Raw genomic sequence first — 22,146 nt, 5'->3', positions numbered from 1 at the left:
GTCCTGGTGCTTGCGGCCGGATTGTTCCAATTCGGCCACAGCACGGCGAAGCCCCGGACATGCGGGGTCCGTGAATGCGGGGACACGTGCTTGCCAAGTGCGCGTCCCGGAGTAAGGTAAGCCCGGATCGTCCGGCCGGCCCCGTCGGGCTGGCCTGGAGGCCGGAGGAGAGGTTGAGATGGCATCGATCGGCCAGACCGCACGCGCATTCCTGCTCACCGAGATCGTGAAGGGTATGGCGCTGACGTTGCGCTACTTCTTCAAGCCGAAGGTGACGCTGAACTACCCCTATGAGAAGGGGCCGATCAGCCCGCGGTTTCGTGGGGAGCATGCGCTGCGCCGGTATCCCAATGGTGAAGAGCGCTGCATCGCCTGCAAGCTGTGCGAGGCGATCTGCCCGGCCCTTGCGATCACGATCGAGGCGGAGCCGCGTGCCGATGGCAGCCGGCGTACCACCCGCTACGACATCGACATGACCAAATGCATCTATTGCGGCTTCTGCCAGGAGGCGTGCCCGGTGGATGCGATCGTCGAGGGGCCGAACTTCGAGTTCGCGACCGAGACGCGCGAAGAGCTGTTCTACGACAAGACAAAGCTGCTTCAGAACGGCGACCGGTGGGAACGGGAGATCGCGGCGAACCTCGCCGACGTCGCGCCCTACCGTTGATGGTGTGAGAGCGCCGGCCCCGATCAGGGGCCGGCGATGGTTTGAAGGCACCGCGCCACCCGGCGCTGGTGCCATGCGACACAAGAAACGAGATCGGACGAGGGCGGAGAATGGTTCTTCAGGCGCTGGCCTTCTACCTCTTCGCCGCGGTGACTGTGGCATCGGGCGTGATGGTTATTTCCGCCCGCAACCCGGTTCACTCGGTGTTGTTCCTCATTCTGGCCTTCTTCAACTCGGCCGGCCTGTTCGTGCTGCTGGGTGCGGAATTCCTGGCGATGATCCTGGTGGTCGTCTATGTCGGTGCCGTGGCCGTGCTGTTCCTGTTCGTGGTCATGATGCTGGACATCAACTTCGTGCAGCTGCGCGAGGGCTTTCAGCGCTATCTGCCGGTCGGCGCGCTGATCGGCCTGGTACTGCTGGCCGAACTGGTGCTCATCGGTGGCAGCTACAGCCTGGCCGCATCCGATCAGCCGCTGTTCGCGGCTCCGATCGGCGTGCCCGAGGGTGTCTCGAACATCCATGCGCTCGGCCAGCTCGTCTACACGAAGTATGTCTATCTGTTCCAGGCTGCGGGGCTGGTGCTGCTGGTCGCGATGATCGGCGCCATCGTGCTGACCCTGCGCAGCCGCCCCGGCGTCGTTCGCCAGGATCCGGGCAAGCAGAATGCCCGGACCATCGAACAGTCGGTGGAAATCAAGAAGGTTCCGACGGGTAAGGGCATTTGATGATCATCGGCATCGAGCATTATCTGGTCCTGGCCGCGATCCTGTTTACGCTTGGGATCTTCGGGATCTTCCTGAACCGCAAGAATGTCATCACGATCCTGATGTCGATCGAATTGATGCTGCTCGCGGTCAATATCAACTTCGTCGCATTCTCGACCCAGCTCCAGGATCTGGTGGGGCAGGTCTTCGCGATGTTCGTCCTCACCGTCGCCGCTGCCGAAGCAGCGATCGGCCTTGCCGTGCTCGTGGTCTATTTCCGGAACCGCGGCTCGATCGAGGTCGAAGACATCAACATGATGAAGGGCTGAGGCCGCGATGTACGTCGCACTGATCCTGCTTCCGCTCGCGGCGGCGATCGTCGCCGGCTTCCTTGGCCGTGTCCTCGGCGATCGGGGGTCGCAGTTCGTGACCACCGGCGCCGTGGGGCTCGCGGCCCTGTTGTCGGTCGTCGCCTTCTTCGACGTCGCGGTCTATGGCAACGCAACCACGATCGAGCTGTTCACCTGGATCCGCTCGGGCGGGCTCGATTTCGCCTGGGCGCTGCGCATCGATGCGCTGACCGCGGTCATGCTGATCGTGGTGAACGGCGTGTCGTTCATGGTCCACCTCTACTCGATCGGCTATATGAGCCACGATCCGCATAAGCCGCGGTTCATGGCTTATCTGTCGCTGTTCACCTTCGCGATGCTGACGCTGGTGACCGCCGACAATCTGGTCCAGATGTTCTTCGGCTGGGAAGGCGTCGGTCTCGCCTCTTATCTGCTGATCGGCTTCTGGTACAAGAAGCCGTCGGCGAACAAGGCGGCCATGAAGGCCTTCGTGGTCAACCGCGTGGGTGACTTCGGCTTCTCGCTGGGCATTTTCGGCGTGTTCCTGGTCACCGGCTCGGTCACCTTCGACGCGGTCTTCGGCGAGCTTGGCAACGTCGCCGGGACCACCATCGATTTCCTCGGCATGTCGTTGCCGACGATCGAGGTGCTGGGCGTGCTGCTGTTCATCGGTGCGATGGGCAAGTCGGCCCAGCTTGGCCTGCACACCTGGCTGCCGGATGCGATGGAAGGCCCGACCCCGGTGTCGGCGCTGATCCATGCGGCGACCATGGTCACCGCCGGCGTGTTCATGGTGGCGCGGCTGTCGCCGCTGTTCGAGCTGACGGTGTTCACCAGCGACATGATCACGGTGATCGGCGCCTCGACCGCGTTCTTCGCCGCGACCATCGGCCTCACCCAGACCGATATCAAGCGGGTCATCGCCTATTCGACCTGCTCGCAGCTCGGCTACATGTTCTTCGCGGCGGGCGTCGGCGCCTATCCGGCGGCGATCTTCCACCTGATGACCCATGCCTTCTTCAAGGCGCTGCTGTTCCTGGGCGCCGGCTCGGTCATCCATGCGATGTCCGACGAGCAGGACATGCGCCGCATGGGCGGCATCTGGAAGCTCATCCCCGTCACCTACATGATGATGTGGATCGGATCGCTGGCGCTGGCCGGCATCCCGCCCTTCGCCGGCTTCTTCTCGAAGGACATGATCCTTGAGACGGCCTATGCCGCGCATTCCACAGTCGGCGCCTATGCCTTCTGGATGGGCATCGCCGCAGCGTTCATGACCGCCTTCTATAGCTGGCGCCTTCTGTTCATGACCTTCCATGGCAAGCCCCGTGCCGACAAGCACACCATGGAGCATGTCCATGAAAGCCCGCTGATCATGACCGTGCCGCTGTTCCTGCTGGCGGTGGGTGCGATCACGGCCGGCTATATCGGCCAGCCGATGGTCGATGCCGGGCTGGCGTTCTGGAATGGCTCGATTGCGATGCTGGGCGAGCACAACATCCTGGAAGAGGCGCATCACGTGCCCGGCTGGGTGAAGCTGCTGCCGCTGGTCATGAGTGCCGCCGGTATCGGGCTCGCCTGGCTGTTCTATATCCGCCGGCCGGATCTGCCGGGCAAGGTGGCGTCGGACTTCTCGGGCCTCTACAAGTTCCTGCTCAACAAGTGGTATTTCGACGAGCTGTATGACGCCATCTTCGTGCGTCCCGCGCTCTGGATCGGCCGGGTGTTGTGGCAGGGCGGTGACCGCCGGATCATCGACGGTTTCGGGCCCGATGGTATCGCCGCGGTCTCGCTGGGCCTGGCCCGGCGGGCGGGCCGGATGCAGTCGGGTTACGTCTACCACTATGCGTTTGCCATGCTCATCGGTCTGGCGCTGATCGTGTCCTACTTCTTCTTCGGTCTGGAGGCCGGCTGGTGATGACGGATTGGCCGCTTCTCTCGACGGTCGTCTTCCTGCCGCTGATCGGTGCGGGGTTCATCCTGCTGATCCGCGGTGACGAGGCGACGGTGGCCCGCAACGCCCGCAGCGTCGCGCTGTGGACCAGCGTCATCACCTTCCTGATCTCCCTGCTGCTGTGGTCGGGCTTCGACAGCTCGACCGCCGACTTCCAGTTCGTCGAGCGGGTCGAGTGGTTCCCCGGCTATGGGATCGACTACCATCTCGGCATCGACGGCATCTCGCTGTGGTTCGTTCTGCTCACCACCCTGCTGATTCCGATCTGTGTGCTGGCGAGCTGGGATGCGATCACGGTCAGGGTGAAGGAATACATGATCGCGTTCCTGGCTATGGAAACGCTGGTCATCGGCTCCTTCGTGTCGCTCGACTTCGTGCTGTTCTATGTCTTCTTCGAAGGCATGCTGATCCCGCTGTTCCTGATCATCGGCATCTGGGGTGGCAAGCGACGCATCTATGCGGCGTTCAAGTTCTTCCTCTACACCATGTTCGGCTCGGTGCTGATGCTGGTGGCGCTGCTCGCGATGTATTTCGAGGCCGGCACCACCGACATCCCGACCCTGATGAGCACGAATTTCAGCCACAACATGCAGTTGTTCCTGTGGCTGGCGATGTTCGCGTCCTTCGCGGTCAAGATGCCGATGTGGCCGGTGCACACCTGGCTGCCCGATGCCCATGTCGAGGCGCCGACCGCCGGTTCCGTGCTGCTGGCGGGTATCCTGCTGAAGGTGGGTGGCTATGGCTTCCTGCGCTTCAGCCTGCCGATGCTGCCGGATGCCAGCCACTATTTCGCGCCGTTGATCTTCGGCCTGTCGGTGGTGGCGGTGATCTACACCTCGCTGGTCGCCCTGGTGCAGGGCGACATGAAGAAGCTGATCGCCTATAGCTCGGTCGCCCATATGGGCTTCGTGACCATCGGCATCTACACCTTCAACACCCAGGGCCTCGAAGGCTCGATCATCCAGATGCTCAGCCACGGCCTGGTGTCGGGCGCGCTGTTCCTGTGTGTCGGCGTGGTCTATGACCGCATGCACACCCGCGACATCGACCGCTATGGCGGCCTGGTGCATCGGATGCCCGGCTATGCGCTGGTGTTCCTGTTCTTCACCATGGCCTCGATCGGTCTGCCCGGCACGTCGGGCTTCGTGGGGGAATTCCTGGTGCTGGTCGGCGCCTTCCAGGCCAATACCTGGGTGGCTTTCCTGGCCGCGACCGGCGTGATCCTCGGTGCGTGCTATATGCTGTGGCTGTATCGGCGGGTCGTGTTCGGCGAACTTGTGCGCGAGGATCTGAAAGGCATCCTCGACATGAACCGCCGGGAGGTTCTGGCCTTTGCGCCGCTGGTCGTGCTGACCCTCTGGATGGGCATCTATCCCGAGACCTTCCTTGAGCCGATCCGTGCATCGGTCGCCCATCTCCTGGAACAGGTCCAGGTCGAGAAGGCGGCAATGGCGGTTGACGCCGTGAACCAGCTCGCGCAGCGCTGACGAGACGAGAGGCATCGAGGTTTACGATGACGTCCTATCCTCTTCCCGATCTGGCCCCGGCATTCCCCGAGCTCTGGCTCGCGGTGCTCGGCATGGCTCTGATCCTCGTCGGCGTGTTCGCGGGCAAGGACAAGGCATCCGGGCTGCTGTCCTGGCTGGCCGGCATCGGCTTCGCGATCGCGGCCGTGCTGGTCATGATGGGGCCCGAAGGCCGCGTCGTGACCTTCCACGGCCTGTTCGTGACCGATGCCTTCGGCGCCTTCATGAAGGTGCTGGTGCTGCTGGCGTCGATCTTCGCCCTGATCATGTCGCGCGACTATCTTGAGCGCGAGGGTGTGGTCCGGTTCGAATATCCGCTGCTGATGGTGTTCGCCACCATCGGCATGCTGATGATGATCTCGGCCAACGACCTGATGTCGCTCTATATGGGTCTTGAGCTGCAGAGCCTGTCGCTCTACGTGCTGGCGGCCTTCAAGCGCGACAGTGTCAAGTCGACCGAAGCGGGCCTGAAATACTTCCTGCTCGGCGCGCTGTCGTCGGGCATGCTGCTCTATGGCTGCAGCATGGTCTATGGCTTCGCCGGGTCCACCAGCTTCGATGCGCTGGCGGTTTCGCTGGCGGCGCCGGCACCCTCGCTGGGTGTGATCGTCGGTCTGGTCTTCATCATGGTGGGTCTGGCCTTCAAGATTTCGGCGGTGCCGTTCCATATGTGGACGCCCGACGTGTATGAGGGCGCCCCCACCAGTGTTGCCGCCTTCTTTGCCATGGCGCCGAAGATCGCCGCGATGGCGCTGCTGGTCCGGGTGCTGGCCGAGCCCTTCGGCGGCATGGTCGGCGAATGGCAGCAGGTGACCTGGTTCATCGCGGTTGCCTCGATGGTGCTGGCGGCCTTCGCGGCCATCGGCCAGACCAACATCAAGCGGCTGCTGGCCTATAGCTCGATCGGCCATGTCGGTTATGCCCTGGTGGGCTTGACGGCCGGCACGGTCGAGGGCTATCGCGGCGTCGCCGCCTATATGGCGATCTATCTGTTCATGACCGTCGGCACCTTCTCGGTCGTGCTGCTGATGCGCCGGCAGGGCCGGATGGTCGAACAGATCGCCGATCTGGCCGGGCTGTCGCGCAGCCGCCCGGTCATCGCCTTCATCCTGGCGGCGATGATGTTCTCTCTGGCCGGGATTCCGCCGCTGGCGGGCTTCTTCGGCAAGCTGTTCGTCTTCCAGGCGGCGGTGAAGGCCGGCTTGTTCTGGCTGGCGGTGATCGGCGTCGTCTCCAGCGTGGTCAGCGCCTATTACTATCTCCGCATCGTCAAGATCATGTATTTCGACGAGCCGGCGGAAGCCTTCGATCGGGGTATCGGCACGGGCCTGACCGTGACGCTCGCGATCAGCTTCGCCTTCACCATGCTGTTCTTCATCGTACCCGGCGTGCTTCTGGACCGGGCCGGGCAGGCAGCCCTGGCGCTGATGCCGTGACCGACGGCCAGGGGCGCGTCCCCGATCTGCCGCCGGCGTTCAATCTGGTGCTGCGCGACGAGGTCGACAGCACCAACATCCTCGCGCGGCAACTGATCGCCGAGGGCGCGCCGGATGGCACATTGGTGGTGGCGGCGCGCCAGACCACCGGGCGCGGCCGCCAGGGCCGCGTCTGGCAGTCGCCGGCGGGCAATCTGTATATGAGCCTGGTGCTGCGTCCGCAGAGTCCGCCTGGACATGCGGCGCAGCTTTCGCTCGTGGTGGGCCTGGCGATGGCCGATGCCATCGCCGCCTTGCTGCCGCAGGGATCGGGCGCCGTGCCTGCGGTGAAGTGGCCCAACGATGTTCTGCTGGTCAGGGACGGTGTCGCGGGCAAGCTTGCCGGTATCCTGCTGGAAAGCGCCGAGGACCAGTCCGGAACCCATGTCATCGCCGGCATCGGTGCCAATGTCCGGGTGCATCCGGGGCCGACCGATGGTGTGTTTCCGCCGGCGGTGCTGGCGGAATGCCCCGGGGCACACCATCTTTACCCTCTGGACGTCGTTGAGGCTTTCGCGCCGGCCTTTGCGGCCCGCCGTGCGGTCTGGGCGCGCAAAGGCCTGGGTGGATTGAAGGCGGACTGGCTGGCCAGAGCCTATGGTCTGGGGCAGATGGCGACGGTCCGCTATGGCGCCACGCCGGTCACCGGCCGCCTCGATGGTATCGATGATGACGGCACGCTGCTGCTGGCTCAGGAGGATGGAACGATCCGACGGCTCGCCGCCGGCGAGGTCGTGTTTGCGAAGCCGCCGGTAACGGGCGGCGCCTGAAGAAGATGCGGGAAGGAAACCCTCGATGCTGCTCACCATCGATGTCGGCAATACCAATACGGTGTTTGCGGTCCACGATGGCACAGACTGGCGCGGGCAGTGGCGGGCCAGCACCGACGGCCGGCGAACCGCCGATGAATACGCGGTCTGGCTGCTACAACTATTCGCCCTGAAGGAGCTGACGGTTCCCGATATCGATGCGGTGATCATCTCGTCGGTGGTGCCGCAGACCAAGTTTTCGCTCCGGCAGCTCTGTCGAGACTATTTCGGATCGGAGCCGATGATGATCGGTGATCCGGACGTCCGGCTGGGCCTGCGGATCGACATGGACCGCCCGCGCGAGGTTGGCGCGGACCGCCTGGTGAACGCCATCGCCGCCCATAAGATCTATGGCGGCGACCTGATCGTGATCGACTTCGGCACCGCAACCACCTTCGACGTGGTCGGTGCCGACGGCTCCTATCAGGGTGGCGTGATCGCACCGGGCATCAACCTGTCTTTGGAGGCGCTGCACCGCGCCGCCGCGAAATTGCCGAGGATCGCCGTCGAACGGACGCAGACGGTCATCGGCAAAGATACCGTGCCAGCGATGCAGGCTGGCGTCTTCTGGGGCTATGTCGGCCTGATCGAAGGTCTGGTTCGCCGGATCGTCGATGAATACGGCAAGCCGATGACCGTCATTGCAACCGGCGGTCTGGCCCCGATCTTCTTCAACGCGACCGACGCTATCCAGCACGCCGACCCCGACATCACGCTTGTCGGGCTGCTGGAAATTCATCGGCTCAACATCCAAGAGAAGGCATGACCCGACAAAAGGACGATGCACTGCCGCCGACCGCCAAGGTCGAGCCGGGTGAGGAATTGCTGTTTCTGCCGCTGGGCGGCGCCAACGAGATCGGGATGAATCTCAATCTCTATGGCTGCCGCGGACAGTGGGTGGTGATCGATTTCGGGCTGGGATTTGCCGATGACCGGCTGCCGGGCGTCGATATCATCCTGCCCGATATCGCATTTCTGGAAGCCCGCCGCGACAAGATCGCCGGCATCGTGCTGACCCACGCCCACGAAGATCATCTGGGCGCGGTGCCATATCTGTGGCGGCGGCTGCGACTGCCGATCTATGCGACCCCCTTTGCCGCCGCCGTGGTGCGCGCGAAGCTGAGGGAGTCCGGGGTGGGCGACCGCGAGGCCGACATCACCATCATTCCGCTGGGTGGCCGGCTGAAGCTTGGGCCGTTCGACATGGAATTCGTGTCGCTGACCCATTCGATCCCCGAGCCCAACGCCATCGCGATCCGCACGCCATTCGGCACGGTGATGCATACCGGCGACTGGAAGATCGACCCCGAGCCGCTGGTTGGCGAGACCACCGACATCGATCGCCTGACGGCGATCGGCGAGGAAGGTGTCCTCGCCATGGTCTGCGACTCGACCAACGTGTTCCGCGAAACCGACGCCGGATCGGAAGCGGATGTCCGCGCCAATCTGGGCGGGCTGGTCGCCGGCCGTAAGGGCCGGGTGTTCGTGGCCACCTTCGCCTCGAACATCGCGCGGGTGGAAACCATCGTCAAGGCGGCGGCCGATGCCAACCGCAAGGTGGTGGTGCTGGGCCGTGGCCTTGACCGGATGATCAAGGCCGCCACCGAGACCGGCTATCTGGACATCGCCGGCATGCTGGCGACCGATCGTGAGGCCGACCGGCTGCCGGCCGAGCGGCTGCTGTATCTGGTGACCGGCTGCCAGGGCGAGCCCAATGCGGCGCTGGCCCGCATCGCCCGGGGCGAGCACCCGGCGGCGGAACTGCGCCGGGGCGACACCGTTATGCTGTCCTCGCGCCAGATCCCGGGCAATGAACGCAAGATCGGCCGGTTGCTGAACCTGCTCGCCCGCGAGGGCGCCGAGGTCATCACTGAACGTGACGCCGATATTCATGTCTCGGGGCATGGCGGCCGCAACGAGCTGGCCCAGATGTATCGCTGGGTGAAGCCGCGCATCGCCGTGCCGGTCCATGGCGAGCCTCGCCATCTGATCGAGCATGTGGCCCTGGCGAAGAGCCTTCAGGTGCCCGAGGCGGTGACGGTCGAGAACGGCGCCGTGGTGCGGCTGGCGCCGGGCACGCCGGGGCGGATCGCGCGGATCGCCTCGGGTTATCTGGTCGCCGACGGCAATAACGACGTGCTGCCGGTGGATGGCGAGGTCATGCGCGCGCGCAAGCGCATGCTCTATGAAGGCGCTGCCTTCGCGACCGTCGTCGTCGACAAATATGGCGAGCTGAAAGCCGATCCGATGGTGGCGCTGCCCGGTCTGGTCGATCCGGATTCCGAGATCGACACTCTGGCGGCCGACATTGCCGAGGATCTGGCCGAGGCGATCGACGGACTGGATGATGACGATGTGTTGAGCGATGTGCGCATCCACGACGTGACGCGGCTGGCATTGCGCCGTCGGCTGCGCACACGGCGTGGCAAGAAGCCCTTGATCGACGTGCATGTCGTGCGAATCTGATTGTATGCCACAAGACGTCGCGGCACGGGAACGGGGAGCCCGGACCGCGGCGGCCATGCTGCCCGCATGGTGGAACCAGCGATATAAACCGCAGAAAACCGGGTCGCGTACCCCTAGACTGAGGAGAGCCTCTGCCGATGATCGGACGCCTCAACCATGTCGCCATCGTCGTCCCCGATCTCGATGCGGCAGCCAGCCTGTATCGCAACACCTTCGGCGCCACCGTTTCGGCCGCGAAGGACCAGCCCGCCCATGGCGTGACCACGGTGTTCGTGCGCCTGGACAACACCGCCATCGAGCTTCTGCACCCGCTGGGCGCCGACAGCCCGGTCGCGAAGTTCCTTGAGCGCAACCCGTCGGGCGGCGTGCACCATGTGTGCTATGAGGTCGATGACATCTATGCCGCGCGCGACAAGCTGAAGGCCGACGGCATGCGGGTGCTGGGCGATGGCGAGCCGAAGATCGGCGCCCATGACAAGCCGATCCTGTTCCTGCACCCCAAGGACACCAATGGCACGCTGGTGGAGCTGGAGCAGGTCGGCGCCTGATCGGGGCCGAGCCACTGCAATGCGGCACCTGACGTCGCCTTCAATCCGCGCCCGCCCGGCCTGACCGCCGGGCGGGCGTTATATCTGGTCCGGCCGCCCTGGTCTCGGGCTCATCACCCTGAAGGACATCCTGGCATGGAGAATTGGTTCACCGTGGCGTTGGTCTTCGTGATCGTCTGGTGGCCGCTGTTCTTCATGACGCTGCCGGTGGGCGTGCGCCATGACCACAAGGACGAGCACGCCGAGGCATCGGGGGCGCCCCGCAATCCGCGGCTGTGGGTGAAGGCGGCGGCGACCAGCGTGATCGCGGCGGCGCTGACCTATGGCGTCGATGTCCTGATCCGGTCGGATCTTCTGAATGGTCTGGTGCGCTGATCAGACACCGCGTATGAAAGCCAGCCGCAGGCCCAACGCCAGCAGCGCGCCGCCGGTGACCCGATCGATCCACGGGCCCGCGCGCAGCAGCCGGCGGCGCACCGCCGGGGTGCCGATCACGCAGGCGACGGTGCCGAACCACAGCAGTTCCACGCCAACCATGGTGGCGCCATAGAGCAGCTTCGCCGGTTCAGGCGTGGCCGGATCGATGATCTGGGTGAACAGGGCCAGGAAAAAGATCGCGACCTTCGGGTTCAGAAGATTGGTCGCGAGTCCGGCCGAGGCCGAGGCATGGTAGCGGCGCGGTCCGGTGGCCGCGGTGTCTACGGCCAGGGCGGCGCCGGCGATCGCCGATTGCCGCGACAGCAGCGCCTTCAAGCCGATGAACACCAGAAACCCAGCGCCGGCCCAGCGCAGGATGTCGTAGAGCAGCGGCGTCTGGGCGATCAGCACCGTGACCCCGATCAGGCCCAGCGTGGCGTGCACCGCGTTGCCGGTGGCAAGCCCGGCCGCAACCGCCAGCCCGTGGCGCGGCCCCAGGCTCAGCGCCGTGCGCATGGTGATCAGCAGGTTGGGTCCGGGTGACATCGCGCCCAGCATGCCGATGCCGAAGATGGCGAGCCAGCTGAGGAACAGTCCGTCGGGCAGCGTTTCGGTCATGGGGTTCTGGTCTCGGGCAGCGGTGGAGCATCAATTCAAGCATCGCCCGGTGGCTCCTGGCAGACAAGCCTCGCCAACGGTTCTGGTCGGCATGAATGCCGGCTGATCGCGCGGTCAGGCGGCACAATGGCTGGGCACCAGCGCGCGCAGCCGATCGGAGACGAAACCGGTGAATGACTGGGCCAGGGCTGCGGGGGCACGGGCCTCGCCGAACACCGCCAGTTCCACCTCGCCCAGGGCCGGGAAACCTTCGGCCTCCGACAGCACGCGCACCCCCGGCGGCACCGTGCAGTCGCCCAGCACCGCGATCCCCAACCCGGCGGTTACCGCCGCCGCCACGCCCGATACGCTTTCCGAGGTATAGACCACCCGCCAGCGCCGATCGCGGCCGGCCAGGGCCTCGATCGCGCGGGCGCGGAAGATGCAGGGGCTGGGCAGGGTGCACAGCGGCAGCGGCGTGGCCGTATCGAGCCGCAGATCGGTCGCGGTCACCCAGCGCAGCGCCTCGGTCATCAGAACCCGTCCCCGATCGACGCCTTCGTCGCGATTGGCGATGACCAGATCGAGTGCGCCGCGATCCAGGCCTTCCATCAGGCTGGCGCCCAGCCCGACCCGGATTTCGACATGGACGCGGGGATGGGCACGGGCGAAGGCCGAGAGCACCGCCGGGAGATGCCGGGGCACGAAATATTCAGCGACACCGACCCGTAACTCGCCTTCGGCCTCGGGCTCGGCGAACCGCTTCAGGGTCTCGTCGTTCAGCGCCACCAGCCGGCGGGCATAGCCCAGCAGCAGCTCGCCATCGGTGGTCAGTGCCAGTGACCGGCTGGTGCGGGCGAAAACCCTGCGCCCCAGCACCTCTTCCAACCGGCGGATCTTCAGGCTGATGGCCGACTGGGTGCGGCCCAGCCGTTCGCCGGCCGAGGTGAAGCCCCCGGTTTCCGCCACGGCCAGAAAACAGCGGACGAGATCGATGTCCAGATCGGGCAGGGTCATCGGCAGGCTCCATGATCGCGACGATCCATGTTGAATTCTTGTTGCTGGAATTGGAACTATTCATTTCCGTCATCAATGGATCGGCGGTTCAATGATCCCAGCCCCGGTGCGCTCCCGCACCTTCCGTACGATCATTCATGAGGCAAGCACCATGACCGAGATCCCCGCCACCATGACCGCCGCGGTGCTCAGCGCCTTTGGCGGGCCTGAGAACCTGACCGCCCAGACACGGCCGGTGCCGTCACCGCGCCGGGGCGAGGTGCTGGTGCAGGTTCATGCCGCCAGCGTCAATCCGATCGATTACAAACTACGTCGCAATGGCCCCGCCATGGCCCCGGCCCTGCCGGGTGTGCTGGGTTGTGACATGGCGGGCGTGGTGGTGGCGCTGGGCGACGGCGTTACCGGATTTGCGGTCGGCGACCGGGTGTTCGGCTCGCCGGGGGGCGTGAAAACCGTCGACGGCACCAATGCCGAATATATCCGGGCGGATGCGCGGGTGTTGGCGCGTATGCCGAGCGGCCTCGGCTTCCGCGAGGCGGCGGCCCTGCCGCTGGTCTCGATCACGGCCTGGGAGGGGCTGATCGATAGGGCGCGGGTGGAGCCGGGCGAGCGGGTGCTGATCCATGGTGGCGCCGGCGGGGTCGGCCATGTCGCGATCCAGATCGCCAAAGCGGCCGGTGCCCATGTTACCGCCACGATCTCGTCGCCCGAAAAGGCGCGGATCGCCCGCGAGCTCGGCGCCGACGAGACGGTGAATTACCGCGACGAGACCGCCGAGGCCTATGTGGCGCGGCTCACCGCCGGGCGCGGCTTCGATGTGGTGATGGACGCGACCGGCGGCAGCGACCTCGCGACATCCTTTGCCGCTGCGCGGCTGAACGGCCGGGTGGTCACCATCGTGTCGCAATATCCGGCGGAGCTGACGCCCATGCATGGCAAAGGGTTGTCGCTGCATGTGGTGTTCATGATCATTCCGATCCTGCACGATATCGGACGCGAGCATCACGGCCAGATCATGAACCGGGTGGCGGCGCTGGTCGAGGCCGGCCGTCTGCGGCCGCTGCTCGATCCCGCCCGCTTCAGTCTGGCCCAGGCCGGCGCCGCCCAGGCGCATCTGGAAGAGGGCCGGGCGACCGGCAAGGTCGTGATCGATGTCAGGGCCGACGCGGCGACCTGAGCGTCCACGGTATCCGAGCGTCCACGGTATCGTTCACCGCTATCGCGTCACCGGGAGCATCCGACCATGCAGAAGATCAACCTCGCGGCCGCCTTCCAGACCATCGACACGCCCTGGAGCCCGCGGATCGCTGGCGCGGTGAACGGCTCGCATATCAAGCTGGTGCGGCTTGACGGCGAATTCATCTGGCATGCGCATGAGCATGAAGACGAGATGTTCCTGGTGGTGCGCGGCCGCATGCAGATGCGGTTCCGCGATCATGATGTCTGGCTGGAGCCGGGCGAGTTCATCATCGTGCCGCGCGGCATCGAGCATATGCCGGTGGCGCCCGAGCCATGCGAGGTGATGCTGATCGAGCCCGCCACCACCCTGAACACCGGCAATGTGGTCAATGAGCGGACGGTGGCGGCGCCGGCCGCTCTGGATGGCTGAACGGCTGGCCGTTATTCCGCCGCGACGGCGACCGTCTGCCCCCGTGGACGCCCGGGGAAGATGGTGGCGCCCACGAACACGATGCCGCCGAAGGCCGCCAGCACCGGAAACAGGCCGGCGAAGCCCGCGCCGCCGTCATGGGTCCAGGCGATCAGCGGCACCGCGCAGGCGCTGGCCGCGAACGAGACCAGATAGCGCACGGCATAGGCGCGGGCGCGCCAGCGGTCGGCGGTGTAATGGGCGACCATGCCGTCATTGATCGTCACCTGGCCGAAGATCGCGAACATCATCACCACCGCCAGCGGGATCAGCGTCCAGCCGCCGGTGGTGGCCGCCAGCAGCAGGCAGGGCGCCTGAAGCGCCGCCAGCGGCAGAAACACCTGGCGCAGCGTATAGCGGTCGATCAGCCGGCCGACGATCAGCTGAGAGGTGGCGCCGGCCACGAAAACCAGGGCGGTGAGGGCGCCGATGCCCATCGGCGTGCTGACCAGATCGGCCAGCCGTTCGGTGAACAATTGCGGCATGGCGATGGTCGTGGCGTTGAACACCAGCCCGCCCGCGATGGTGACCATGGCCAGCACGGCGAAGGCGCGCACCATCACCCCGCGCGGGATCGGCCCCGTGGCGCCCCGCGACCGGATCGCCGGTGCCGGCCGGTCGGGCACCAGCATCAGGAACAGCAGACCGGTCACCACCGCCACCGCGCCGGGGAGGATGAACGCCCAGCGCCAGCCCAGATACTGGGTGATGGCACCGGTGATCAGTGCCGCGAAGGCGACGCCCAGATTGCCGAACACGCCATTGATGCCGATCTCGCGGCCCAGCCGCTCGGCATGGGCGGTCAGCATGGCTGTGCCGACCGGGTGATAGATCGAGGCGAACAGCCCGATCCCGGTCAGGCAGACCGCGATCATCGTCGTGCCCTGGGCAAAGCCGGTGGCGATGGCGGCGGCACCGATGCCGATGAAGAACACCGCCATCATATTGCGCCGGCTCCACAGATCGCCCAGCCAGCCGGCCGGGATCGATCCGGCGCCGAAGGCGATGAACCCGCCCAGCGACAGGGTCAGCAGCGCGCCATAGGACATGTCGAAGGCCGAGGTCATGCCGATCACCGCGGTCGGGAAGATCAGCATGAACATATGATCGGCCACATGGGCCAGATTGATGAAGGTGATGACGCGGCGGTTATGGGTCATGGACCGGACCTGAGGCAGGGAAGGGATCCGCTTTTCCGAGCGGTTGGATGGAGTGTAGGATCGACCGATCAGCGATGTCCGGTCGATTGGTGTCGCCAATCGGACAATGTGTCCCCGGACCCTCGAAACGTGAGCGGCAGCATGCGCAGCACCGACCCCGCCGACTATCAGCATGTGTCACGACCGGTGGCCGCCATGGCCAAGGATTTCAAGCCGGGCAGTGTCGTGGCGCCACATCTGCATCCACGCGGTCAGCTTCTGCACGCGGCGGCCGGCGTGATGGAGGTTACCGCCGCGACCGGATTGTGGCTGGTGCCACCGATGCGGGCGCTGTGGGTGCCGCCTGCGGTGGAACATGGTTTGCGGACGATCGGCGCGGTTGCCATGCGCACGGTCTATATAACCCCTGAGGCCGCGCGCCGCCTGCCGCGGTCCTGCACCGTCATCGAGGTGTCGCCGCTGCTGCGCGAACTGATCGAGGCCGCGACCGTCGAGCCGGTCGACTATGCCGAAGACAGCCGGGGCGAGGCGGTCGCCCGGCTGATTCTGCATGAACTGGCCAGCCCGCGAACCATTCCGCTGCATCTGCCCTGGCCGCGCGATCCAAGGCTGGTGCGATTGTGCCGGCGGGTGCTGGACGATCTGGCCGATGAGGCGGGCTTCGAGGTGTTGGCCGAGGCTGCCGGCGCCAGCACCCGAACCCTGGCCCGCGCCTTTCAGCGCGAGACCGGCATGGGTTTCCTGCGCTGGCGCCAGCAGGCCCGGCTGGTCGAGGCGCTGTCGCAGTTGTCGCAAGGCCTGAGTGTTTCAGTGGTTGCCGCACGCCTTGGCTATCGCAGTCCGTCGGCCTTTACCGCGATGTTCCGCCGGGCGCTGGGCACCACCCCCGGCCATTACATGGCCGGGTCCGACACCTGAATCGCGGCGCGGCGGGCAAAAAAAAAGACCGTGAAAACACGGCCTTTTTCAGAAGAGTTCCGCTTGGCGCTGAACATCATATCCGGTTCGACGGCAACCGACCGGCACGATGTGTTTATTGTTATAGACCCTTCGGGTGCCGTCCGTTTTACCGGCGACACCATCAATTCTTGTTCGATCGAACGGTGGCTCCTCGCGTTCCGGCCGTGGGCCGAACGTGGTGGCATCGTGGCCACCGGATGCTCTTGAACCGCTCAATCCTGTCACCAGCCGTTAGGCCGGGTCACCCTCCCTAGACGTTGGGCCGGTTCTTCTGCCGGTGCCCTGTCCGTCGGCAAAACGGAGATTACGCAGGAATGTGACATCCGTCACGATATTTTTTGCATAGGTGCGCCGCACAAACGAAATATTCTGACAAGAGGTCCGGCAAAGCGCAGCAAACCGCGAGATTGAACGGGGTCGCTGCTTTGTCCGTTGTGCAGTGCACCGTGAACGGGAAACCGGGGGCGTTCCCCATAGCCGTCCCCCGGTTTCTCGTACTATATCAACGTATCAGCCGATAAAGGCGAACTTAAGAATGAACAGGATGGCCAGAATCCAGACTGCGACCGAAACATCACCGATCCTGCCCGCCAGCAGCTTCACGGCTGCATACGCAACGAAGCCGATGGCGATGCCGTTGGCGATGGAATAGGTCAGCGGCATGGTGATGGCGGCCAGCACGCCGGGCGCCACTTCCGTCATGTCGTCCCAGTCCAGTTCCGACAGACCGCGCATCATCAGCAGGGCCACGAACAGCAGGGCCGGTGCTGTCGCATAAGCCGGCACCGAGCCTGCGAGCGGGGCGAAGAACAGCGCCACCAGGAACAGGATCGCCACCACCACGGCGGTCAGGCCGCTGCGGCCGCCGGCATTGATGCCAGACGCGCTTTCGATATAGCTGGTGACGGTGGAGGTGCCGAAGATGGCGCCGACCATGGTGGCGCCGCTGTCCGCCAGCAGGGCCTTGCCGATGCGCGGCAGCCTGCCGTCCTTGTCGAGCAGCCCGCCCCGATGGGCCACACCGACCAGCGTGCCGGCGGTATCGAACAGGTCGACGAACAGGAACGCGAAGATCACGCCGAACATGCCGGCTTCCAGCGCGCCCATGATGTCGAGCTGGAAGAAGGTGGGTGCCACCGATGGCGGCATGCTGACGATGCCCTGGGCCTGGTTCAGCCCGGTCAGGATCGACAGGATCGTCACCAGCAGGATACCGATGATGATGCTGCCGGTGATGTTGCGATAGTGCAGCGCGCAGATGACGAAGAAGCCCAGCGCCGCCAGCAGCACGGTGGGCTGGGTCACGTCGCCGAGTGTCAGGAGGGTGGCCGGATGGTCGACGACGACCTTGGCGTTTTCAAGCGCGATGATCGCGAGGAACAGCCCGATGCCCGCCGAGATCGACAGCTTCAGCGTCATCGGAATGGCGTTGATGATATATTCCCGGACCTTGACCAGTGCCAGAATGAAGAACACCAGCCCTGAGATGAACACCGCCCCCAGAGCCTGATTCCAGGTGTAGCCCATCTCAAGCACGACGGTGAAGGTGAAGAAGGCGTTCAGGCCCATGCCCGGCGCCAGCGCCACGGGATAGTTGGCGAGCAGCCCCATGATCAGGCAGCCGATGGCCGCGGCGACGCAGGTGGCGACGAATACCGCCCCCTGGTCCATGCCGGCATTGGCGAGGATCACCGGATTGACGAAGATGATGTAAGCCATGGTCAGGAAGGTCGTCACGCCCGCGACGACCTCCCGACGGACCGTGGTTCCAAGCTGATCGAGCTGGAAATAGGTTTTGAGCATTCCCGCAAGCTCCTGGACGGGCACAGCGATGCCGATGAGGATGACCGATCTGATGAACCGGTTTCTGCTCCGGAGACGACACCGCATCGGGCGCCGCAGCCGGGCCGACCGGTTGCGTCTGTTTCTGGTTGGATCGAGGGCACCGCAGCCGGATGAATGGCACGGGGCCGGGGCCGTGCGGCCCGGCCGTCCGGCGGGGGGCGGCGCATTGCTGGTTCTCTTCGGCTTATACACCGGCGCGGCGCTGGCTGGCGAGCGTGCTACGGCACCGATCCGCATCGATGGCGATGGGCGTGGCGTTACCGTCACGGTTGACCGGGCCTTCTGCGAACGCATCACCGCCCATCGCCCGGCGCCAGATGTGGCCTGGCAGCCGGGTGTCGATGTCCATGGCCGCGCGGTCGCGCCGGCCGATCTGGATGGCGGCTATGGCGCGGATGCGGCGCGCCGGGCCCTCGGCGACCGGATCACCCTCGATCTGGGATTGCCGCTGGAACGTTTCGGCTATGCCACGGGCACGCCGCTCGGTGCGGCCGAGGTCGATCTGGGGCAGATCAGCATCGGTGCCGATGGCATGGTGGCCTGGAATGGCGAGCGGCTGGACGATCCGGCACAGAACGCCGTCGCCGCAGCCTGCGCCCGCCTGGAGCGGGAGGGGCGCTGATTCCGGACGGACGATTATTGGCTCTCTGCGTGCGCGCCCGCCGTCAGAGGCGCAGATCCGGCGGCCGGATATGCCACCAGAACGTGAGATCGCCCCGGTCCTCGCGATGGAGTTGCGTCGAAGCATCCGTGGGCGGCGCGGCGCCGGCCGCTGTGACGGTCAGACCGAAGGCGAAGCCGGACGGGCGCCCGGCGGCCACCCATTCTGTCAGTCGCAAGGTCAGGGCGTTGGCGGCATCGGGCGTGCCGAAGGCCGTCACCTCGCCCTTGTGCCATATGGCCGCCGATCCACGGGTTTCGTCGACGAGGCCGAAGCCATAATTGTCTGGATCGCCGAACACGGCGACATCGAGCTGCCCCCGGCCGGATTGCCCCATCGACCAGGCCCGGAAATCCGGCGCCACTTTCGACAAGAACGCCGTGAAGGGCAGGGCGTGGCGCAGCATGTCGCCCGGCGCCTCCTGCCCGAATGCCATCGCCGACCGGGACAAGGCTGCGGTCCTCAGCCGGTTGATGGCTGTGTCGTCTGCCAGGGGGATGACCGGGGTTCCGGTGGCTGACGGGCCGGCCACGGGGACGAATTTGCACAGCCGTGTGATGCACGACACCAGCCGGTCGCCCCTGCGTTCCAGCAGATGGGCTTCTTCGGCAAGGCCCCGATTGCGGATCGGGATGATGGCCTTGCCGCCCTCGGTCAGGATCGTCAGCAGCCGGTGCGGCAACTGATAGGCGGACGCGGTCATGATCAGGCGATCGAAGGTGCCGGGTCCGCAGGCCGTGAAACCGTCACCCGCGATCACCGTGATATTGGCAAGCCCCTGCGCCCGCAGGTTCCCGACTGCCTCTGCATGAAGGCGGGGATTGATCTCGACGCCCGTCACATGCCCCTCGGGGCCCACGAGATGGGAGAGCAGGGCCATGAGCCAGCCGGTCCCGCAGCCGATTTCCAGCACGCGCTGGCCGGGCTGTACGTCGAGCAGTGCTGCCAGATGCAGGATGAAGGCGGGTTCCGAACTGGAGGCCGGCAGCATCCGGCCCGCCTCGTCGACATACATCAAGGGGCTGTTTTCGTAGGCGCCGGCCAGGAAACCGGGATCCGCGGGCGTCACCGGCGCGCCTGCCTGCGCCCCCGGCCTGCGAAAGCCGGAGACGAAGGCATGTCGGGGAAAGCGGAAAAAGGCGTCCGCGAGCGCTGGTGAAATCTGTATCCGCTGCCCGCGGATCGGCAGATATGACTTGATCTGGCGGAACAGGGCATCCTGATGCGCCCTCACGGTCTTTTCCTCGAACATCGGCACGTTAAGCCTCCTTTGGCTGCGGCTTATCGGGTGGTCGGTCATGACCTGTCGCTGCGGGCCTGGGGCTGCCGGTTGCGCTGGACGCCGCCGACCCCTAAAGTCTGGCCACGCGGCGGCTGCCGCACGTCTCCCCTCCCTGGTCAACGGAACCTGCATGTTCTCGACAGTCGAGCGTCTCATCGCCTTCCGCTATCTCAGGGCCCGGCGGAAGGAAGGGTTCATCTCGGTCATCGCCGGTTTTTCGCTGCTCGGCATCGCCCTCGGCGTCGGCACGCTGATCGTGGTGCTGGCGGTGATGAAGGGCTTCCGCGACCAGTTGGTCGACCGGATCCTGGGCCTGAACGGCCATATGACCGTGTTCAGCGCCTCGGGGCGCGGTATCGTCGATTACGCCGGCATCGCCGCCGATCTCCAGACCGCCCGTGTGGTCATTACCGCGCTGCCGATGGTCGAGGGCCAGGTTCTGGCCAGCGGGCCGGCCGATTCGCGTGGCGCGCTGGTGCGCGGCTTCACCCATGACGATCTGGCGCGCAAGGCCCTGATCGCCGACAATATCCGGGTCGGCAGCCTGGACGATTTCCAGGGCAAGGGGGTCGCCATCGGGCTCAGAATGGCCCAGCGCCTTGGCTTGCAGGTGGGGGACGACCTCAACCTGATCTCGCCGCGCGCGGTGGCGACACCGTTCGGCGGCATGCCGCGGCAGGTGTCGTTCCCGGTGGTGGCGCTGTTCGAAGTGGGGATGTTCGAATTCGACAGTTCCCTGGTCTTCATGCCCTTCGACACCGCGCAGACCTTCTTCCAGACCGGCGACGCCGCCACCGCCATCGAGGTGGATGTCCGCAATCCACAGGATGTGCGGGCTGTGCGGGCTGAACTGGCCGGTCTTCTGCGTGATCGCGGCGTGGTACTGACCGATTGGCAGCAGACCAATTCCACCCTGGTCGGCGCGCTGGACGTTGAACGCAACGTGATGTTCCTGATCCTGACGCTGATCATCCTGATCGCGGCCTTCAACATCATCTCGGGCATGGTGATGCTGGTGAAGGACAAATCGCGCGACATCGCCATCCTGCGCACCATGGGGGCGACCCGCGGCATGGTGCTGCGGATCTTCGTGATGACGGGGGCGGCGATCGGTGTGGTCGGCACGCTGATCGGCTTCGGCCTGGGCCTCGCCTTCGCCACCAATATCGAGAGCATCCGCCAGGGCATCCAGATGCTGACCGGCACCGAGTTGTTCTCGGCCGAGATCTATTTCCTGTCGAAGCTGCCGGCCGATGTGGTGTGGTCGGATGTGGTGAGCGTGGTCGGGCTGTCGCTGGTGCTGTCGTTCCTGGCGACGCTTTACCCGGCGTGGCGTGCCGCCCGTCTCGACCCTGTGGAGGCCCTGCGCTATGAGTGATCCGGTGCTGATGCTGGAGGGCCTGGTCCGTCGGTTCGAACAGGCGGGCGAGGTGCTGGAGGTTCTGCGCGGCATCGACTTCACCCTCAATCCGGGTGAGTTGGTGGCGCTTGTCGGCCCGTCGGGCGCCGGCAAGTCGACCCTGCTGCATGCGGCCGGGTTGCTTGAACGTCCCGATGGCGGGCGGGTGATCATCGACGGCACCGATGCCAGCCGGGCAGATGATGGCGTGCGCACCCGACTGCGGCGGGCGACCATCGGCTTCGTCTATCAGTTCCATCACCTGCTGCCGGAATTCTCGGCGGTGGAGAATGTGATGATGCCGCAATTGCTGGCCGGCGTGTCGAAGGCGAAGGCGCGCGCGCGGGCGAACGACTTGCTCGATCTGATGGGGCTGGCGCCGCGCGCCGATCATCGTCCGGCGCGGCTGTCGGGCGGCGAGCAGCAGCGGGTGGCGATCGCCCGTGCCCTTGCCAACCGGCCGCGGCTGATCCTGGCCGATGAACCGACCGGCAATCTGGACCCTGAGACGGCCGAGCGGGTGTTCCAGACCCTGGTCAGCGCCGCGCGCGATCAGGGGGTGGCGGCGCTGATCGCCACCCACAACCCCGAGCTCGCCGCCCGCATGGACCGCCGCATGCGGCTTGAGCATGGGCGGCTGGACCGCGCCGCCTGACCGCTC

Annotated in this window: 23 protein-coding genes; 18 read left to right on the top strand and 5 right to left on the bottom strand. The window is 65.7% G+C overall.

The genetic code is table 11. The annotated features are described in order from the left end of the window. Window positions 1-178 precede the first annotated feature (178 nt). The 11 genes from nuoI (at window position 179) to WG924_RS18505 (ending at window position 10,874) form a co-directional block, all read left to right on the top strand. A complete protein-coding gene (nuoI, locus tag WG924_RS18555) occupies window positions 179-667 on the top strand; it encodes an NADH-quinone oxidoreductase subunit NuoI (protein ID WP_188574481.1) in 489 nt (162 codons plus the stop codon). A 110-nt stretch (window positions 668-777) separates the two neighbouring features. After that, entirely contained in the window at window positions 778-1,392 is a 615-nt protein-coding gene (locus WG924_RS18550) for an NADH-quinone oxidoreductase subunit J (RefSeq protein ID WP_345934597.1), read from the top strand. Further along, the gene (gene nuoK, locus WG924_RS18545; RefSeq protein ID WP_188574485.1) at window positions 1,392-1,700 is read left to right on the top strand and encodes an NADH-quinone oxidoreductase subunit NuoK; all 309 of its coding nucleotides are present in this window, start codon (window positions 1,392-1,394) and stop codon (window positions 1,698-1,700) included. The genes WG924_RS18550 and nuoK overlap by 1 nt, the downstream gene beginning before the upstream one ends. Window positions 1,701-1,707: 7 nt before the next feature. Further along, window positions 1,708-3,639: an NADH-quinone oxidoreductase subunit L gene (gene nuoL / locus WG924_RS18540; RefSeq protein WP_345934596.1), complete on the top strand. Its 1,932-nt coding sequence runs from the start codon at window positions 1,708-1,710 to the stop codon at window positions 3,637-3,639. After that, window positions 3,639-5,162, top strand: a complete 1,524-nt coding sequence (locus tag WG924_RS18535; RefSeq protein WP_345934595.1) for an NADH-quinone oxidoreductase subunit M — start codon at window positions 3,639-3,641, stop codon at window positions 5,160-5,162. Before nuoL ends, WG924_RS18535 begins: the two co-directional genes overlap by 1 nt. Before the next feature lie 26 nt (window positions 5,163-5,188). Beyond that, a complete protein-coding gene (gene nuoN, locus WG924_RS18530; RefSeq protein WP_345934594.1) occupies window positions 5,189-6,637 on the top strand; it encodes an NADH-quinone oxidoreductase subunit NuoN in 1,449 nt (482 codons plus the stop codon). Then, complete coding sequence (locus tag WG924_RS18525; protein WP_345934593.1) at window positions 6,634-7,446, top strand: biotin--[acetyl-CoA-carboxylase] ligase; 813 nt, start codon at window positions 6,634-6,636, stop codon at window positions 7,444-7,446. The genes nuoN and WG924_RS18525 overlap by 4 nt, the downstream gene beginning before the upstream one ends. 25 nt (window positions 7,447-7,471) lie before the next feature. After that, on the top strand, window positions 7,472-8,251 hold the full coding sequence (locus WG924_RS18520; RefSeq protein ID WP_345934592.1) for a type III pantothenate kinase: 780 nt from the start codon (window positions 7,472-7,474) through the stop codon (window positions 8,249-8,251). After that, the gene (locus tag WG924_RS18515) at window positions 8,248-9,951 is read left to right on the top strand and encodes a ribonuclease J (RefSeq protein ID WP_345934591.1); all 1,704 of its coding nucleotides are present in this window, start codon (window positions 8,248-8,250) and stop codon (window positions 9,949-9,951) included. The genes WG924_RS18520 and WG924_RS18515 overlap by 4 nt, the downstream gene beginning before the upstream one ends. 137 nt (window positions 9,952-10,088) lie before the next feature. Next, complete coding sequence (gene mce, locus WG924_RS18510; RefSeq protein WP_345934590.1) at window positions 10,089-10,499, top strand: methylmalonyl-CoA epimerase; 411 nt, start codon at window positions 10,089-10,091, stop codon at window positions 10,497-10,499. A gap of 135 nt (window positions 10,500-10,634) precedes the next feature. After that, a complete protein-coding gene (locus WG924_RS18505) occupies window positions 10,635-10,874 on the top strand; it encodes a DUF1467 family protein (RefSeq protein WP_345934589.1) in 240 nt (79 codons plus the stop codon). Here the strand turns inward: WG924_RS18505 and WG924_RS18500 are convergent, their stop codons facing one another. Continuing rightward, window positions 10,875-11,534, bottom strand: coding sequence for a LysE family transporter (locus WG924_RS18500; protein ID WP_345934588.1), 660 nt, complete (start codon window positions 11,532-11,534; stop codon window positions 10,875-10,877). A 114-nt stretch (window positions 11,535-11,648) separates the two neighbouring features. Further along, a complete protein-coding gene (locus tag WG924_RS18495) occupies window positions 11,649-12,530 on the bottom strand; it encodes a LysR substrate-binding domain-containing protein (RefSeq protein WP_345934587.1) in 882 nt (293 codons plus the stop codon). Window positions 12,531-12,681: 151 nt separating this feature from the next. Here WG924_RS18495 and WG924_RS18490 point away from each other — a divergent pair, with 151 nt between their 5' ends. Both WG924_RS18490 and WG924_RS18485 read left to right on the top strand, forming a co-directional pair. Continuing rightward, entirely contained in the window at window positions 12,682-13,707 is a 1,026-nt protein-coding gene (locus tag WG924_RS18490) for a zinc-dependent alcohol dehydrogenase family protein (protein ID WP_345934586.1), read from the top strand. Between the two features lie 66 nt (window positions 13,708-13,773). Continuing rightward, complete coding sequence (locus WG924_RS18485; RefSeq protein ID WP_345934585.1) at window positions 13,774-14,139, top strand: cupin domain-containing protein; 366 nt, start codon at window positions 13,774-13,776, stop codon at window positions 14,137-14,139. 11 nt (window positions 14,140-14,150) lie between these two features. Here the strand turns inward: WG924_RS18485 and WG924_RS18480 are convergent, their stop codons facing one another. Next, window positions 14,151-15,338 carry an MFS transporter gene (locus WG924_RS18480; RefSeq protein WP_345934584.1) on the bottom strand — a complete coding sequence of 396 codons (1,188 nt, stop codon included), beginning with the start codon at window positions 15,336-15,338 and terminating at the stop codon, window positions 14,151-14,153. A gap of 141 nt (window positions 15,339-15,479) precedes the next feature. On the opposite strand from WG924_RS18480, the gene WG924_RS18475 reads away from it, so the two are divergent. Together WG924_RS18475 and WG924_RS18470 are read left to right on the top strand one after the other, a co-directional pair. Then, on the top strand, window positions 15,480-16,256 hold the full coding sequence (locus tag WG924_RS18475) for an AraC family transcriptional regulator (protein ID WP_345934583.1): 777 nt from the start codon (window positions 15,480-15,482) through the stop codon (window positions 16,254-16,256). A 63-nt stretch (window positions 16,257-16,319) separates the two neighbouring features. Next, window positions 16,320-16,505 carry a hypothetical protein gene (locus tag WG924_RS18470; protein ID WP_345934582.1) on the top strand — a complete coding sequence of 62 codons (186 nt, stop codon included), beginning with the start codon at window positions 16,320-16,322 and terminating at the stop codon, window positions 16,503-16,505. 303 nt (window positions 16,506-16,808) lie between these two features. Here WG924_RS18470 and WG924_RS18465 read toward each other — a convergent pair whose 3' ends face one another. Beyond that, window positions 16,809-18,101 (bottom strand): NCS2 family permease, encoded by a 1,293-nt coding sequence (locus WG924_RS18465; protein ID WP_345934581.1) that lies wholly within the window; start codon window positions 18,099-18,101, stop codon window positions 16,809-16,811. Between the two features lie 40 nt (window positions 18,102-18,141). Between WG924_RS18465 and WG924_RS18460 the strand changes: the two genes are divergently transcribed. Further along, the gene (locus WG924_RS18460) at window positions 18,142-18,765 is read left to right on the top strand and encodes a hypothetical protein (RefSeq protein ID WP_345934580.1); all 624 of its coding nucleotides are present in this window, start codon (window positions 18,142-18,144) and stop codon (window positions 18,763-18,765) included. A 43-nt stretch (window positions 18,766-18,808) separates the two neighbouring features. Here WG924_RS18460 and WG924_RS18455 read toward each other — a convergent pair whose 3' ends face one another. Beyond that, window positions 18,809-20,218, bottom strand: a complete 1,410-nt coding sequence (locus tag WG924_RS18455) for a protein-L-isoaspartate O-methyltransferase family protein (RefSeq protein WP_345934579.1) — start codon at window positions 20,216-20,218, stop codon at window positions 18,809-18,811. Between WG924_RS18455 and WG924_RS18450 the strand changes: the two genes are divergently transcribed. Then, window positions 20,217-21,464, top strand: coding sequence for a lipoprotein-releasing ABC transporter permease subunit (locus tag WG924_RS18450; RefSeq protein WP_345934578.1), 1,248 nt, complete (start codon window positions 20,217-20,219; stop codon window positions 21,462-21,464). The genes WG924_RS18455 and WG924_RS18450 overlap by 2 nt on opposite strands. Next, window positions 21,457-22,140, top strand: coding sequence for an ABC transporter ATP-binding protein (locus tag WG924_RS18445; protein ID WP_345934577.1), 684 nt, complete (start codon window positions 21,457-21,459; stop codon window positions 22,138-22,140). The genes WG924_RS18450 and WG924_RS18445 overlap by 8 nt, the downstream gene beginning before the upstream one ends. The last annotated feature ends 6 nt before the right edge of the window (window positions 22,141-22,146 follow it).

Origin of the sequence: Tistrella arctica (genome assembly GCF_039630945.1) — a bacterium.
Lineage (GTDB): Bacteria > Pseudomonadota > Alphaproteobacteria > Tistrellales > Tistrellaceae > Tistrella > Tistrella bauzanensis.
This window is presented reverse-complemented; position numbering and strand designations above follow the sequence as displayed.

Excerpts from the sequence above, each read along its gene's own strand:
- nuoI (WP_188574481.1), top strand. The coding sequence starts at position 179 with ATGGCATCGATCGGCCAGACCGCACGCGCATTCCTGCTCACCGAGATC.
- WG924_RS18550 (WP_345934597.1), top strand. The coding sequence starts at position 778 with ATGGTTCTTCAGGCGCTGGCCTTCTACCTCTTCGCCGCGGTGACTGTG.
- nuoK (WP_188574485.1), top strand. The coding sequence starts at position 1,392 with ATGATCATCGGCATCGAGCATTATCTGGTCCTGGCCGCGATCCTGTTT.
- nuoL (WP_345934596.1), top strand. The coding sequence starts at position 1,708 with ATGTACGTCGCACTGATCCTGCTTCCGCTCGCGGCGGCGATCGTCGCC.
- WG924_RS18535 (WP_345934595.1), top strand. The coding sequence starts at position 3,639 with ATGACGGATTGGCCGCTTCTCTCGACGGTCGTCTTCCTGCCGCTGATC.
- nuoN (WP_345934594.1), top strand. The coding sequence starts at position 5,189 with ATGACGTCCTATCCTCTTCCCGATCTGGCCCCGGCATTCCCCGAGCTC.
- WG924_RS18520 (WP_345934592.1), top strand. The coding sequence starts at position 7,472 with ATGCTGCTCACCATCGATGTCGGCAATACCAATACGGTGTTTGCGGTC.
- WG924_RS18515 (WP_345934591.1), top strand. The coding sequence starts at position 8,248 with ATGACCCGACAAAAGGACGATGCACTGCCGCCGACCGCCAAGGTCGAG.
- mce (WP_345934590.1), top strand. The coding sequence starts at position 10,089 with ATGATCGGACGCCTCAACCATGTCGCCATCGTCGTCCCCGATCTCGAT.
- WG924_RS18505 (WP_345934589.1), top strand. The coding sequence starts at position 10,635 with ATGGAGAATTGGTTCACCGTGGCGTTGGTCTTCGTGATCGTCTGGTGG.
- WG924_RS18500 (WP_345934588.1), bottom strand. The coding sequence starts at position 11,534 with ATGACCGAAACGCTGCCCGACGGACTGTTCCTCAGCTGGCTCGCCATC.
- WG924_RS18495 (WP_345934587.1), bottom strand. The coding sequence starts at position 12,530 with ATGACCCTGCCCGATCTGGACATCGATCTCGTCCGCTGTTTTCTGGCC.
- WG924_RS18490 (WP_345934586.1), top strand. The coding sequence starts at position 12,682 with ATGACCGAGATCCCCGCCACCATGACCGCCGCGGTGCTCAGCGCCTTT.
- WG924_RS18485 (WP_345934585.1), top strand. The coding sequence starts at position 13,774 with ATGCAGAAGATCAACCTCGCGGCCGCCTTCCAGACCATCGACACGCCC.
- WG924_RS18480 (WP_345934584.1), bottom strand. The coding sequence starts at position 15,338 with ATGACCCATAACCGCCGCGTCATCACCTTCATCAATCTGGCCCATGTG.
- WG924_RS18475 (WP_345934583.1), top strand. The coding sequence starts at position 15,480 with ATGCGCAGCACCGACCCCGCCGACTATCAGCATGTGTCACGACCGGTG.
- WG924_RS18465 (WP_345934581.1), bottom strand. The coding sequence starts at position 18,101 with ATGCTCAAAACCTATTTCCAGCTCGATCAGCTTGGAACCACGGTCCGT.
- WG924_RS18460 (WP_345934580.1), top strand. The coding sequence starts at position 18,142 with ATGACCGATCTGATGAACCGGTTTCTGCTCCGGAGACGACACCGCATC.
- WG924_RS18450 (WP_345934578.1), top strand. The coding sequence starts at position 20,217 with ATGTTCTCGACAGTCGAGCGTCTCATCGCCTTCCGCTATCTCAGGGCC.
- WG924_RS18455 (WP_345934579.1), bottom strand. The coding sequence starts at position 20,218 with ATGCAGGTTCCGTTGACCAGGGAGGGGAGACGTGCGGCAGCCGCCGCG.
- WG924_RS18445 (WP_345934577.1), top strand. The coding sequence starts at position 21,457 with ATGAGTGATCCGGTGCTGATGCTGGAGGGCCTGGTCCGTCGGTTCGAA.